The organism is Streptomyces zingiberis (assembly GCF_012034935.1).
GTDB classification, from domain to species: Bacteria; Actinomycetota; Actinomycetes; order Streptomycetales; family Streptomycetaceae; genus Streptomyces; species Streptomyces zingiberis.
Map to the genome: position 1 here is coordinate 192,308 of NZ_JAATEN010000003.1, position 13,900 is coordinate 206,207.

Here is a 13,900-nt window from a genome sequence, read left to right on the forward strand (position 1 = left end):
CCGGCGCCCGCCGCTCCGTCAGCGCGGGTACCGCCCATCGCCCGGTGCCACCCGGTGCCTCGCGGATCCGGGCGGCACCGCGCGGGCCTCGCCGCCCCGGCCCCGGCGCCGCCCCGCCCCGGCGGCTGCCGGTCCCCGGCCCCCGGGCCGTCACCGCGCGAGGCTCTCCAGGAACGGCTCGACGGCGGACCGCCAGCCGTCGGGCCGGTCGTAGTGGACGAGGTCCCCGGCCTCCGGCACCTCCGCGTACCGGCCGTGGGGCAGCACCCGCACCATCTCCTGGGCCTCGGCGCGCCCCAGCTCGCCGTCCGGGCCGCGGACCACGAGGGTGGGGCAGCGGACCTGCGCCAGCTCGTCCCAGTGCGCGTCGTACACCCACCCCTCCCGGGACATCCGCACCGCGCGGCGGGAGAAGACCGGGCGCCATCCGTCGGCGCGTTCGGCCATGACCTCCGCGAAGTAGTCGCCGCGGGCGGGGCGGGGCCGCTCCAGGACGGGGTCGTCCTCGCCGAACCACTGCCGGACGTCCGCGAGCGTCGGGAACGGCAGCGGCCAGGAGGCGAACCACTCCTCCCAGGCGCGCTGGGCGCGCTCCCCCGGCGCGGAGGCGCGCATGTCGCAGATGACCAGGGCCCGGACGAGATCGGGCCGGCGGGCGGCCAGCCGCCAGGCCGTCAGGGCGCCCAGGGCGTGCCCGACGAGCACGGCGGGCGCGAGGCCGAGCCGTTCGACGGCGGCCTCGGCGTCGGCGACGTACGCGTCCAGGGTGTAGGGGCCTTCGGCGGGCTTGCCGCTGCGGCCGTGGCCGCGCTGGTCGAGGGCGACGGCGTGATAGGTCGCGGAGAGCCAGCGCGCCGTCCGCGCCCAGTGGGCCGCGCGCCCCATCAGCCCGTGCAGCAGCAGCGCGCCGGGCACCGGCTCGCCCTCCCGCTTCCCCTTCGGGGGGTCGGCGAACTCCCAGGCGGCCAGCCGGACGCCGCCGGCCCCGGCCATGTCGATGCGCCGCACCATCAGGTCCGCACCCCCATCTCCTCCGGCTACCGCTTCGCTGTGCCGTCCCTCACCCGGCCCGGCGGGCGCCGGACCGGCCGTCCGCCCCGGCTGTCACGTCCGGCATGGCTGTCACGGCCGGCATGGCTGTCACGGCCGGCACGACCACCGGGAGCGCCCGCCGTGCCGCCCTGCCTGTCATGACCGGGCTTTCGCCCCAACGGTTGTCACCGGTGGGGCTGCCGTTCCGTGCTCTTTCCCCGCGCCACGGCCACCGTCGCGCTGCCGCGCCGGCCGCCGTAGGGAGAACCCCCGGAACCCCGCTGCACGATATCGAACTTTTATTCGAACACGCTGGTGTGGAGCCGCATCGGCGTACAACACCCCTCGTACGGGTGACAGCGCCCGGAGGTTGGCCACCGCGGCCGAGGGGATGGAAAGAACGAGGTGAGAACGCCGGCGCAGGCCCTGAGAGCTCGGGGCTCCGGGCCCCCGGCGGAACACGGGGAGGGGAGGCCCCGGCCCCGCCACGGCGGGCCGGGGCTCTCGAACGCCCACGGCCGCGGGGCCCCTCCAGGCCACGGGCCGCGTTGTCCACCGCCCCGGGGGCTGCGGTGTCCACCGCCCCGGGGGCCGCGTTGTCCACCGCCCCGGCACCGAACCGGTCCGCCCGTGCCCTCACGCACACCTCCCGGCCGACGGAGAAGGGCGCGGCGAACCCGGCCGGAACCGGCGGGCACCGTCGGACAGCCGGCCGGACAGCCGTCGGGCCGCACCGGCCGCTGGGGACCGCCGCCGGACTCCGCGGGCCCGGGACCGGGACGGACTCCGGCCCGCCTCGCCGCACTCGGGCGCACCCGTTCCGTCCCCGCCGGACCGGTTCCGCCGGGCTCCCCCGGCCCTCCCGGGCCCGCAGCCCCGGACCCCAGCAGCCCCGGCCCTCCGGCTCGGGCCCCGACGGGCTTCCGCCGCGCCGGACCACCCTCACCCGAGGGGCCGTGCCCCGCCGAGGGGCCTCCACGGACCCCTTCCGGCTCCGTCAACGTTGCCGGGTATGCCCCCTTGCCATATGCCCCAGCGACAGAGTGGCACGACCGGTGCCACCGCCGCTGCCCCCACACACCGAATTCAAGCCTCCCGCGCCACCCACCCGAAGGGGGCGAAGGGGACACGGCCGGGCCCCGGAGGGGAATCGAACGAACGGCGGGAGAGCCGCCCGGGATGTCGCCCCGGCGGGCTCCCCGGGCGGACGCGGGCAGCCCGAGCCGGGCCACTACCGCGGTCGCGCTGCCCGGACAGGGCGGAAGGCGCACGACCCGGCCCCGAACGGTTCACCGTGACCGATCCGGAGAGCAACCCCACGAGAACCGGCGCGTGGCGGTCCCCAGATCAACGCGTGACGGCACCCGCCACCGCAGGGCTGGGCTGGACCGGGCTGGGCCGTGCGTGACCGCGCCCGGCAGCACGTGGCCGCGACAGGCGCCGCGTCACGGCACCGGGAGGCAGCGCCGGGCAGCACTGCTCAGCGCTGTGCAGCACTGCGCAGCACTGCGCAGCACTGCGCAGCACCTCACAGCAGCGGCCGGTCCATGCCGTGACGGCGCCCTCAGCGCTTCGCCACGAACACGTGCGAGGCGATGTCGGCCTCCAGCTCGGCGGCCTCCCCGCCACTGCCGACCAGCACGCCACCGGCCGACTCGCGGACACTCACCACCGAACCGGGCCGCACCCCGGCCCGCCGCAGCGTGTACATGAGCTGGGCGTCGGTCTGGATCGGCTCGCCGATCCGCCGGACCACGACCGTCTTGCTCTCCGCCCCGGGCCGGAGGTCCGCCAGGCTGACCATGCCCTCGGCCAGGAAGGCGTCGGACGGGCCGGTCTCCCCCAGCTCCTCCAGCCCCGGGATCGGGTTCCCGTACGGCGACTCGGTCGGGTGCTGGAGCAGCTCCAGCACGCGCCGTTCGACCGCCTCGCTCATGACGTGCTCCCAGCGGCACGCCTCCGCGTGGACCTGCTCCCACTCCAGCCCGATGACGTCCACCAGCAGGCACTCCGCCAGCCGGTGCTTGCGCATGACCCGGGTCGCGAGCCGGCGGCCCTCCTCGGTCAGTTCCAGATGCCGGTCCCCGGCGACGGTCAGCAGACCGTCGCGTTCCATCCGGGCGACCGTCTGGCTGACCGTCGGCCCGCTCTGGTCGAGGCGCTCGGCGATCCGGGCGCGCATGGGCACCACACCTTCCTCTTCGAGCTCCAGGATGGTGCGGAGATACATCTCCGTGGTGTCGATGAGTCCGGACATGCGTGCCCCTCGTAGATGATGCGGTGGCGGTGATGCGGTTGGCCCCGACGGCCAATTCTTACGCATCCCGGCGGCGGACGGTTCTCCCGCGGCGCGTTCCCCGTGCCACCTCGGCCGTTCCGCCCCGCCGCCGCCCGGGCCTCCCCGCGCCGCGGGCCTCCGGGCGGCACGCGCCCGGCGCCTCGGCGGTATTGACAGTTCCCCGGTCCCGATCGACAGTTCAGTGGTCCAGACCGCACCGTGATCACCACCGCCGTGCCGGCCCGCCCGTGGCGCGTCGTGGCCGGCCGGAGCAGCGGTCCACAGTGCGTCACTCAGGCGGACCCACGGAGAGGGGCCATCCCGGCGATGAGCGACACCAGTCCCACCGGACCAGCGCCCGGGGACCTCCCCGGGCGGTTCCTCGACGCGGCCGTCGAGCTGCTGCGCCGCGTCCGGGACGAGGAGCAGGACGGCATCCGGCGCGCCGGCACGCTGATCGCCGACACCGTCACGGCCGGCGGCCGGCTCTTCGCCTTCGGCGCCGGGCACTCCGCGCTCCCCGCCCAGGACGTCGTCTACCGCGCGGGCGGGCTGGCCCTGATGAACCTGCTCGCGGTGCCCGGCCTGACCGGGGTGGACGTCATGCCCGCCACCCTCGGCAGCGCTCTCGAAGGGGTGAGCGGGCTGGCGGACGCCGTGCTCGGCACCGCGCCCGTCCGGAGCGGCGACCTGCTGGTGATCATCTCCCTCTCCGGGCGGAACGCCCTGCCGGTGGAGCTGGCCCGGGGCGCCCAGGCCCGCGGGGTGACGGTGATCGGCGTCACCTCCGTCGCGTACGCCACCGCGACCCGGCCCCGCAACGCGAACGGCACGTTCCTCAAGGATCACTGCGACATCGTCCTCGACAGCAAGATCTCCGTGGGGGACGCGGAACTCTCCGCCGACGGGATCGACGCGCCGTTCGCACCCGCCTCGACCGTGGTGACCAGCGCCCTGATGCAGGCCGTCATGGCCGCCGCCGCGGGCGAACTGGCCGCCCGGGGCGCGCCGCCGCCGCTGCTGCGCTCGGGCAACGTGGACGGCGGCCACGCGTGGAACCGCCGCGTCTTCGAGGAGTACGGCGACCGGATCTTCTACCGCCGCTGAGCCGCCGCGAGGTCGAGCAGCGTCGCGGTGCGGAGGGCGACGTCCTCCGCGTAGGCGGCGTCCGGGCGTTCGAAGGGACGGCGCCCGGCGCCGCGCAGGAACGTCAGCACGCCCAGCGTCCTGCCCCGGCTGCGCAGCACGACGCAGAGCCCGTACACCGTGTCCTGCGGCCACTGCCGGACGCGCGCCCACTCCCGTGGGTCGGGCGCGCCCGCGGCGACGGCGGACGAGCGCACGGAGCCGGTGCGCTCGACGGCGCGCAGCGCCGGGTGGCCGTCCGGGTAGCTCACCGGGACGCCGTTCGGCTCGATGGCCGAACAGGGCCCGCCCGGGCCGGTGGGCGTGGCGGCGACCCGCAGCAGCCGGCCGCCCGCCCCGCCGCCCGCCCCGCCGCCTGCGCCACTGCCCGCCCCGCCGCCGGGGCCACTGCCGGACTCACCGCCCGGGTCACCGCCCTGGTCACCGCCCGGGCCCCGGTACGAGCCGCCGCCCGGCGTACCGCCGTGCCCGCCGTCCGGCCCGCCCTCCGGCGGCACCAGGTCGACCAGCGCGTGGTCGGCGAAGCCCGCCAGGGCGAAGTCGACATGGACGGTCGCGGCCTCCGCCGGGTCCTCGCACTCGGCGGCCGACAGGCCGGCCCGGTGGAGCTGGTTGAAGCGGAAACGCAGCAGCGAGCCCTCCCGCTCGGCCCGCTTCTCCTCCGTGACGTCCCGGAAGAACCAGGCCACGCCCAGCGGCACCGGCTCCTCCCCAAGCGGGGACGCCAGCCGGACGAAGCCGTTGCGCCAGCAGCGCCGCGCCGCCGCTTCGTCGCGCGCGGCACCGGCGTACGGAGTACCGGCGTACGGGTTCCCGTACGGGGTCCCGCTGTACGGGGTTCCGCCGCGTGCCCCGCCGGGCGCGTCCCCGGTGTCCGCCCCGGCGCCGGGCGCCGCGCCCCCCACCCCGCTGCCGCGGGCCGTGGCACCGCCGCCGCCGGGGCCGGCCCCGTCCGCGGGTCTCAGCGTCACCCACAGGTCGCCGGGGGCGGGCGGCGTACCCTCCGCCAGGACGTGCTGGAGCGAGCTCTCCAGCTCCTCCGCCCCCTGGTCCAGCAGCTCGCCCAGGGGGCGGCCGAGCAGTTCCGCGCGGTGCCGGCCGAAGGTCCGCGCGGCGGTGGAGCCCACCACGGTCGGCCGCAGGTCGACGTCCACGAGGACCACGCCCCAGGCGGCGTCCTCGAACAGCGCGTCGCTGAGCGCGAGGGAACGCTCCAGGTCGATCTGCGTGTGCACCTCGCTGAACGCGCAGTAGACGCCGGCGGGGCGGCCGGCGGAGTCCCGCACGGCGGCCGACTGGGTGCGGACGAGGACCCGCCCGCCGTCCTTGGTGAGCAGCGCGAACTCGTGGACCCGGCGGCCCGGGGCGTCCATCGCCGCCATCAGCCGGCCGCGTACGTCGTCGGCGTCGGCGCTGCGGACCGCCCAGCCGGCGAAACCGTGCCGCCCCACCGCCTCCTTCGCCGACCAGCCGAGGATGCGCTCCGCCTCACGGTTCCAGTGGGTGATCACCCCGTCGGCGTCGAAGGCGCAGAGGGCGGCGTCCATGCCGTCCAGCAGGGCGGCGAGCAGATCCGAGTCCTCACGGTCCGGGGGGACGGCCGGTCCCGGCTCCGCCCCGGGGTCGCCGGGGCGCGCCGGCGGTACGCGGCCCGCGCCGGAACGCCGTTGAGCAGTCACCTGGTACCTCCGAGGACGTGCCCGCGGAGCGCCGCGGACGGAGTCCCGTGCTCACCCGTGCGGCGCCGTGCTCCCGTTTCATTGAACTCGAACGTGACGGAGCCCACACCATGTTCGCCTAAATCGGTGGCCCGGGGCGAGGCCACCGGCGGCGCTTCCGGGGCGCCGCCGCACCGCGCACGGGGAGCACGCACCGCGCGGGAGGACGGCACGCCCCCGGTCCGCCGCCGTCCCGCCGCCTGCCGCCCGCAGCCCGAAAAAAGATTTGAGCGCCGGGCGGGGCCGTGCCTACCCTCGGAGCACACGAGAAGGGAGGTGGTTCGGCAGATGTCTTCAATCCGGACGCGTGAGGTGACTGCGGGCTAGCGCCCGTCGTCGCGCTCGGCGCATCGCCGGGTCGGCACGCGAGAGTTGCGTGCAGCCGGCCCAATCCCCAGCAGTCACCCGGCCCGCGAGCCGCCGGTACGTCCGACCGGCCCCGCTCCCGCCCGCCCCTTCCGGGACGGCGGGACGGGAACAGGCTCGCGGGCCGTCTGCTGCCCTCTTCTCCCCCGCCGCGGCCCGTTCTCCACCGCCGCGGCCCGTTCTGCACCGCCGCGGCCCGTCCCCCGCCGCGACTGCGCGCCGCGGCCCCGCGCCACGCCGCCCGGACCGGGGCAGCGCGGGGCAGGGCAGCGCGGACCAGGGCGGCCAGGCCACAGCAGGTCAGCTCAGCTCAGGTCAGGTCAGCCCAGGTCACGCCACCTCAGGGGGAGACCCGCCGGACCGCCCAGCCGCCCGGCGCGGCGGTGCGGACGTAGCGCAGCCGGTCGTGGAGGCGGTTCTCCCGCCCCTGCCAGAACTCGACCGCCTCCGGGCGTACCCGGTAGCCGCCCCACTCCGGAGGCGCCGGCACCTGCTCGCCCGGCGGGTAGCGGTCCGCCAGCTCCCCGTAGGAGCGGTCCAGCTCCTCCCGGGAGGCCACCGGCTCGGACTGACGGCTCGCCCAGGCGCCGAGCTGGGAACCGTGCGGCCGGGTGCGGAAGTACGCCACCGTCTCGTCCCGGCCGAGCCGCTCGGCCACGCCTTCGACGTGCACCTGCCGCGCGACGGGGTGCCAGGGGAAGAGCAGCGCCACCGCCGGGTTGGCCCCGATCTCCCGGCCCTTCCGGGAGCGGTAGTTGGTGAAGAAGACGAAACCGCGCCGGTCGAACCCCTTCATCAGGACCGTCCGCGAACTGGGGCGGCCGTCGCCGCCCACCGTGGAGACGATCATGGCGTTCGGCTCGTAGAGGCCGCTCTCCACCACCTGCCGGAACCAGAGTGCGAACTGTTCCATCGGCTCCGGGGCCAGTTCCCGCTCCCGTAGCCCCTCCGACCGGTACTGCTTCCGCATGGCGGCGAGGACGGCCGGGTCGAGGCCGGGCGCGACCGGTTGGCGGGCGCCCGGGCGGCGGGCGTCGGCACGGGGCAGGGACACCGGGGATTCCAACGAATCATCAGGCACGGACTCATCTTGCAGCATCATCCGAAAACCCGACGCCGGTGGCATCCACCGATGCGTTCCCAGCCCTCACGGTTCGTAACCCCGCGCCCCGGAGATGGCACGGTGTGCCGCTTCTCACCCTTCCCCGCAACGGCGCAACCCACCAGAATCATCGGCCGAGCCCTTATAGACAGCGGACACCGCGGGATATCGTGTCCGCCCCTGGAAGGGCCCCGAGTGCCATCGCGGTTGCCGGCGCCCGGGTGGATGACCACCGGCCGGGCGGGGCATCACCGGGGTAGCCGTTACGGAGCGTGAGCCGCACCGGTGTGATCCACGCCGGGGCGGAGCGGCCGCGCATCCGCCGGCGGCCCCCGTCCGTGCCCGTCCGTCGTCGACCACCCCCAGACCGCCGCAGAACCGCGGACCACCGCGGACCACCGCGGACCGCGGCGCACCGCCCGGTGCGCCCGCCACCCCGCACGTCACGTCAGTCACCCAGAGCCGAGGAGCCGCCTGATGTCCGACTTCGTACCCGGACTCGAAGGAGTCGTCGCGTTCGAGACGGAGATCGCCGAACCGGACAAGGAAGGCGGGGCCCTCCGCTACCGCGGCGTCGACATCGAGGATCTCGTCGGCCAGGTGTCCTTCGGGAACGTCTGGGGCCTCCTCGTGGACGGCGCCTTCAACCCCGGCCTGCCGCCCGCCGAGCCGTTCCCCATCCCGGTGCACTCCGGGGACATCCGGGTCGACGTGCAGTCCGCGCTCGCCATGCTCGCCCCGGTGTGGGGCCTGCGCCCGCTGCTCGACATCGACGCGGCGCAGGCCCGTGACGACCTCGCCCGGGCCGCCGTCATGGCGCTCTCCTACGTCGCCCAGTCGGCGCGTGGGCAGGGCCTGCCGATGGTGCCGCAGAGAGAGATCGACAAGGCGGGCACCATCGTCGAGCGGTTCATGCGGCGCTGGCGCGGCGAGCCCGACCCGCGCCACGTCAAGGCCGTGGACGCCTACTGGACGTCCGCCGCCGAGCACGGCATGAACGCCTCCACCTTCACCGCCCGGGTGATCGCCTCCACCGGGGCCGATGTCGCCGCCGCCCTCTCCGGCGCGGTGGGCGCCATGTCCGGACCGCTGCACGGCGGCGCCCCCTCCCGCGTGCTCGGCATGATCGAGGAGATCGAGCGGACCGGCGACGCCGAGGCTTACGTCAAACAGGCCCTCGACCGCGGCGAGCGGCTGATGGGCTTCGGCCACCGCGTCTACCGCGCCGAGGACCCGCGCGCCCGCGTGCTGCGGCGCACCGCCAAGGAGCTGGCCGCGCCGCGGTTCGAGGTGGCCGAGGCGCTGGAGCGGGCCGCGCTGGAGGAGCTGCACAACCGCCGCCCCGACCGGGTGCTCGCCACCAACGTGGAGTTCTGGGCGGCCATCGTCCTGGACTTCGCCGAGGTCCCGGCGCACATGTTCACCTCGATGTTCACCTGCGCCCGCACGGCAGGCTGGTCGGCGCACATCCTGGAGCAGAAGCGCACGGGCCGGCTGGTTCGCCCGTCCGCCCGCTACACCGGCCCGGGCAGCCGCGACCCGCGCGAGATCGAGGGGTACGGGGACATCTCCGGCTGATCAGAACCGCTTCCGCCGCTCCGGTGCGCCCGCGGACCCGGCGGGCGGGCCGGGCGGGCCGGGCCCGCTCGGCTCGGCCCCTCGGGTGAGGGATCGGCGGGCGGGGCCGGACCCGCCCGGGGCGGACGGAAGAAGCTCAGGGGGTGGTCCCGTGCTCCCGCGAGGAGTCCGGGGCCAGCAGCCGGCGGATGCGCGCGCGCTCGGCGGCCATCTCCGGTGTGGCGAGGATGTCGTCGAGGTCGGCGGAGACCTGGTGGTCGACCTCCTCGACGGAGCGGATGGCGAGTTCGTAGAGCTCGCCGCGCCGGTTCCCCTCCAGGTAGCTGTGCCAGTGGGCCAGCGCGCGGATGGCGGTGAGGACCCCGGCGTCCAGATCGTCGTCGGCCAGGATGCCGTTGTAGATCGTCGCAAGCGCGTCGTGCAGCTCGGCGGCGCCGATCGCCGGAACGCGCGCGCAGGCCGTGGTCAGTGCGGCCCGGGCCTCGTCGGTGAGGTCGTCCTCGGCCGCGCCGTGGAGCAGTTCCGGCCGCACGAGACGCGTGACCGTCTCCTCTCCGAAGGCGCGCGCGTCGGCCTCGTCCGCCGCGACGATCAGCCGGAGTATGTCCGCCTCGAGTTCGCTGTATTTCACGCCCGCAGCTTAGGCCGGGTGCGGCGGAGCGCACGGGGCGGTGGAGGCCTCCCGCCGGTCAGGGCTCCTCCGCCGTGGCGCGCTCGCGGTGGGCGCGGATCTCGTCGTGGTGATCCGCGGCCCAGCCGATCAGCGAGCTGACGGTCTCGAAGAGGCCGTGGCCGAGCGGGGCGAGGGTGTACTCGACGCGCGGAGGGACCTCGGCGTAGGCGGCTTCCCTGTCCACGTCACACGAGGAGGCCCGGCGCCTCGCCTCCGCCCTGAGCGGCCCGTCCGCTGCCTGACCCACCCCGGGCCCGCCCGTCCTGACCTGCCCGAAAAACCGGTGAGCCGCCCGCCCGGCCGGCGCGGTCCGGTCGCTGCCCCACCCGCCGGCCCCGGCGCGGAGCCCGACGCGGCCACCGCGCGCCAGGACAGCGCCCTCAGGCGCCGGACAGGCTCCGCGCCTTGGGGAAGTGCGGGCGGAGGTTGGCGGCCAGGACGCGGTCGAGCAGCTTGTCGGACAGGATGCGTGACAAGCGGGTGAGCGTGGCCGCGTCGCGGCCGATGGTGTAGCGGGTGCGGGGGCGGCGGGCGGTCGCGGCCTTGGCGATGATCAAGGCGGCGGCCTCGGCGGACACCCCCGAGTCGGTGAACCCGGCCGCCTGGTTGATGATCGCCTGCAACAGCGCACCGTAGCGGCCCCGCTCGACGGGTGACAGCGCGGCGATGGTGTCGTTCGCCCGCTCGATGCCGCGGCCGGTCATCTCGGTCTTCACCCCGCCGGGCTGCACGACCACGACCTGCACGCCGTGCGGTGCGAGCTCCCGCCGCAGGGAGTCGCTCATCGCCTCCATGGCGAACTTCGCACCGGCGTAGGCGCCATAGGCCGGCATCGCGATCCTCCCGCCGACGGAGCTGATGTTCACCACCCGGCCCGAACTGGCGTGCAGGGAAGGGAGGACGGCCTGGGTCACCGCGACGTGCCCGAAGAAGTTCACCTCGAACTGCCTCCTCCACTCCTCCATCGGCAGGACTTCCAGCGGCGCGTTGATGGCGATGCCGGCGTTGTTGATCACCGCCCGCAGCGGCCGCCGGGCCGGGTCGTCGGCGATACGGCGGGCGACGGCGGCGATCTGCGCGGCATCGGTGACGTCCAGGAGCACGGGCTCCAGCCCCTCGGCGCGCAGCGCGTCGGCGTCGGACGGGCGCCGGACGCCCGCAAGGACGTGGTGACCGCGGCGGGCCAGCTCACGGGCGGTCGCGGCACCCATGCCGGTCGACGCGCCGCTGATCAGGAACAGCCCGGAATGTTCGTGTGACTTTGTCATGCGAATGACGGTAGCAGCTCATGTGACATTGTCAAATGTATCGCGTGACACCGTCACCTAGGATGGGAGGCATGGTCAGCCGAGTGGAGAGCGCCGCAGCGACACGGCACGCGCTGGTCGAGGCCGCCGCCGAACTGCTCGACGAGGGCGGGCCGGGGGCGGTGACCCTGCGCGCCGTCGGCACCCGGGCGGGCGTGTCCCGCGGCGCCCCCTACGGGCACTTCCGGGACAAGGAGTACTTGCTTTCCGCGGTCGCGGCCAAGAGCTGGGCCCAGGTGGGCGACGATCTCGCCACGGTGATCGCGCAGGAACGGCTGTCGCCGATCGAGCGTCTGGAACACGCGCTGTCCGGGCTGATGCGCATCGGCCAGGAGCGCCCGCACACGTACGCGCTGATGTTCAGCGCTCCGGCCGTCGCGTCCACCGATGCGATCGCCGCCGTGTCCCGCACCCACGACCAGTTCCTCGCGGTCGTCGAGGACGCGATCGGCGATCCGCAGCGCGCCCGGCCGGTCGGGGCCATGCTGATGACCAGCGTGCACGGCATCATCGGCTTCGGGAACGGCGGCCACCTCGACGTGCGGAAGTGGCACGTCACCGCTGAACAGCTCCTCGAAATGAGCATACGAGCCGCCACGGCGCCCCCCGCCGCGCCCTGACGCCCGACGCGGCCACAGACCGGACGAGCCGCCCCACCGGAGGCCGGAATCCCGCCCACGGGAGCCGTGGGCGGGACCGATGGGCGGGACCGGTGAACGAGGCCGGTGAACGGAGCCGGCGGGTGGGGCCGGTGAACGAGCGGCCCGGCCGCCGAAGGGCGAGCGGGTCAGCCCGCCTCGGGGAGCTGCTCCCCCGCCCACTGCTCGAAGCCGGTCAGCGTGAGGCCGAGTGCCGCGGCGAATGCGGGCCGGGCCGGCTGGCCGATCACGTTCAGCCACGCGTGCGAGGCCCCCATGCCCGGCATCCCGGCGGCGAGGGCCTCCGCCTCCGTCATGTCCGGCGCGGTCAGGCTCGCGCCCAGGACGCGGGAGAGGATCTCGGCGATCCGCGTCATCGGCAGGAAGTCGCCTGCCAGTTCCAGTTCCACGCCGTGGAAGCGGTCCGGTTCGAGGACGGCCGCGGCCGCCGCCGTGCCGATGTCCTCCACCGCGATGAGGGAGAGCCGGGTCTCCGGCTTGACGACGCTCACCAGGCCGCCCTCGATGCCGCGGGGGAACAGGAACGCCATGGAGGGGAGGAAGTTCTCCATGAAGAAGGCCGGCTTGAGCAGCGTCCAGCGCGGGAAGCCGGCTTCGCGGAGCCGGTCCTGGATGGCGCTCTTGGCGCCGAGGGTCGGCTCCATCGAGGTCCAGCGCCCCTCCGCCCAGCCGGGGTCTTCCGTGTGCTGACCGGCGCCGGAGACGGACGTGTGCACGAATTGCGGCACCCCCGCGGCCCTCGCGGCCTCGATGAGGTTGACGCCCTGGACCACCTCCCCCTCGAAGTCGAAGCCGTCCCCGGTGAAGGCAGGCATCTGCACGGAGAAGACGGCACGGGCGCCCTGGGCGGCCCGCTCCAGGGAGCCGCGGTCGCGGAGGTCACCGGTGACCAGTTCGGCGCCGAGCGCTTCGACCGCCCTGGCCCGTTCCGCTTTCGCGTCGCGGACCAGGGCGCGGACGGGGACACCCGCCGCGAGCAGCGCACGAGCGGTGGCACCGCCCTGCCTGCCGGTGGCGCCGGTGACGAGCACGGGGGTGGGGTCTGCGGACATGGTGGATCCTCCAGGTGGACGGTCGGCACGGCGGAACGGCCGCAACAGCGGCAACGGCGCCGACAGCGACAGCGACAGCGGCCCGGCGTGAACGGCCTGGGCAGCCGAGAGCGCCAGGCCGGCCGGAGCGGCATAAACGGCGGGGCCCGCCGTTTTCTCTCCGCTACGATATGGCGGGCCCCGCCACTTGACAACCGCGCCGCCCCACCCGGCACCGCCGGGACCCGCACCGCCCGATCCGCACCTCTCAAGCCACACCCCGCACCGCACACCGCACACCCCGGAGGTGACGCCATGCCGGAGCACCGGCGAGCAGACGCGCGGCGGAACTACGCGCGCATCCTCACCGTCGCCGAGGAGGAGGTCGCCGCGCACGGCGCCGACGCCTCCCTGGAGCAGATCGCCCGCACGGCGGGGGTGGGCTCGGCCACCGTGCGCCGGCACTTCCCCACGCGCCGCGCGCTGCTGGAGGCCGTGTCCCGGAAGCGGATCGAGGCCCTGGCGGCCCGCGCCCACGAACTGACCGGCGCGGACGACAGCCGGGAAGCGCTGCTCACCTGGCTGAGCGAGGTGATCACCTACTGCGCCTCCGCCCGCGGACTGGCGACGGCCCTCTCCTACGACGGAGACGCGGACCGAGACGGGCACGCAGGCCCGCACAGGGGCGGATACCCGGACGGGGGCCCGCACCAGGACGGGACCCAGCCCGACCTGGTGCACGGCAACTCCTGCTCGACGGCGCTCCAGGAGGCGGGAACCCCCTTGCTCCGCCGGGCCGCACAGGACGGCGCCGTGCCGCCGCACCTCACACTCGCCGACTTGATCACCCTGATCGTCGGCCTCTCCCTGGCCACGGAACACCGCCCCGACCCCTCGGCCGAAGCGGCTCGGATCTTCCGGCTGGCGGTCGCGGGCCTGAGCCCGCGAGGGGCCTGACCGAGATACGCGCCGAAGGGGCACCGGGATGACCTTGAAGCCCTGAGCGCCCC

At 75.3% G+C, this 13,900-nt stretch carries 12 protein-coding genes; 4 read left to right on the forward strand and 8 right to left on the reverse strand.

The genetic code is table 11. From position 1 onward, the window contains the following. Positions 1-150: 150 nt before the first annotated feature. Together HCK00_RS05025 and HCK00_RS05030 are read right to left on the reverse strand one after the other, a co-directional pair. Positions 151-1,011 (reverse strand): alpha/beta fold hydrolase, encoded by an 861-nt coding sequence (locus HCK00_RS05025; RefSeq protein WP_168100526.1) that lies wholly within the window; start codon positions 1,009-1,011, stop codon positions 151-153. A gap of 1,585 nt (positions 1,012-2,596) precedes the next feature. Continuing rightward, positions 2,597-3,289, reverse strand: coding sequence for an iron-dependent transcriptional repressor DtxR (locus tag HCK00_RS05030; RefSeq protein WP_168100527.1), 693 nt, complete (start codon positions 3,287-3,289; stop codon positions 2,597-2,599). 348 nt (positions 3,290-3,637) lie between these two features. On the opposite strand from HCK00_RS05030, the gene HCK00_RS05035 reads away from it, so the two are divergent. Then, entirely contained in the window at positions 3,638-4,417 is a 780-nt protein-coding gene (locus tag HCK00_RS05035; RefSeq protein WP_168100528.1) for an SIS domain-containing protein, read from the forward strand. Here HCK00_RS05035 and HCK00_RS27330 read toward each other — a convergent pair. Both HCK00_RS27330 and pdxH read right to left on the reverse strand, forming a co-directional pair. After that, complete coding sequence (locus tag HCK00_RS27330; protein WP_375781916.1) at positions 4,405-6,135, reverse strand: PAS domain S-box protein; 1,731 nt, start codon at positions 6,133-6,135, stop codon at positions 4,405-4,407. The two genes, HCK00_RS05035 and HCK00_RS27330, sit on opposite strands and share 13 nt — an antisense overlap. A 745-nt stretch (positions 6,136-6,880) precedes the next feature. After that, positions 6,881-7,510, reverse strand: a complete 630-nt coding sequence (gene pdxH, locus HCK00_RS05050) for a pyridoxamine 5'-phosphate oxidase (protein ID WP_168100701.1) — start codon at positions 7,508-7,510, stop codon at positions 6,881-6,883. 609 nt (positions 7,511-8,119) lie between these two features. On the opposite strand from pdxH, the gene HCK00_RS05055 reads away from it, so the two are divergent. After that, the gene (locus HCK00_RS05055) at positions 8,120-9,220 is read left to right on the forward strand and encodes a citrate synthase 2 (protein ID WP_168100529.1); all 1,101 of its coding nucleotides are present in this window, start codon (positions 8,120-8,122) and stop codon (positions 9,218-9,220) included. Between the two features lie 136 nt (positions 9,221-9,356). Here the strand turns inward: HCK00_RS05055 and HCK00_RS05060 are convergent, their stop codons facing one another. From HCK00_RS05060 to HCK00_RS05070, 3 genes are all read right to left on the reverse strand, one after another. Beyond that, positions 9,357-9,851, reverse strand: coding sequence for a hypothetical protein (locus tag HCK00_RS05060; RefSeq protein ID WP_168100530.1), 495 nt, complete (start codon positions 9,849-9,851; stop codon positions 9,357-9,359). A 58-nt stretch (positions 9,852-9,909) separates the two neighbouring features. Further along, positions 9,910-10,077, reverse strand: coding sequence for a winged helix-turn-helix transcriptional regulator (locus tag HCK00_RS28375; protein WP_311765156.1), 168 nt, complete (start codon positions 10,075-10,077; stop codon positions 9,910-9,912). A 196-nt stretch (positions 10,078-10,273) separates the two neighbouring features. Beyond that, the gene (locus tag HCK00_RS05070) at positions 10,274-11,161 is read right to left on the reverse strand and encodes an SDR family NAD(P)-dependent oxidoreductase (protein WP_168100531.1); all 888 of its coding nucleotides are present in this window, start codon (positions 11,159-11,161) and stop codon (positions 10,274-10,276) included. Positions 11,162-11,232: 71 nt separating this feature from the next. On the opposite strand from HCK00_RS05070, the gene HCK00_RS05075 reads away from it, so the two are divergent. Then, positions 11,233-11,820, forward strand: a complete 588-nt coding sequence (locus tag HCK00_RS05075) for a TetR/AcrR family transcriptional regulator (protein ID WP_206319952.1) — start codon at positions 11,233-11,235, stop codon at positions 11,818-11,820. Positions 11,821-11,987: 167 nt separating this feature from the next. On the opposite strand, the gene HCK00_RS05080 is transcribed toward HCK00_RS05075, so the two are convergent. Then, on the reverse strand, positions 11,988-12,911 hold the full coding sequence (locus HCK00_RS05080; RefSeq protein ID WP_168100532.1) for an NmrA/HSCARG family protein: 924 nt from the start codon (positions 12,909-12,911) through the stop codon (positions 11,988-11,990). Between the two features lie 294 nt (positions 12,912-13,205). On the opposite strand from HCK00_RS05080, the gene HCK00_RS05085 reads away from it, so the two are divergent. Further along, positions 13,206-13,847, forward strand: coding sequence for a TetR/AcrR family transcriptional regulator (locus tag HCK00_RS05085; protein WP_168100533.1), 642 nt, complete (start codon positions 13,206-13,208; stop codon positions 13,845-13,847). The last annotated feature ends 53 nt before the right edge of the window (positions 13,848-13,900 follow it).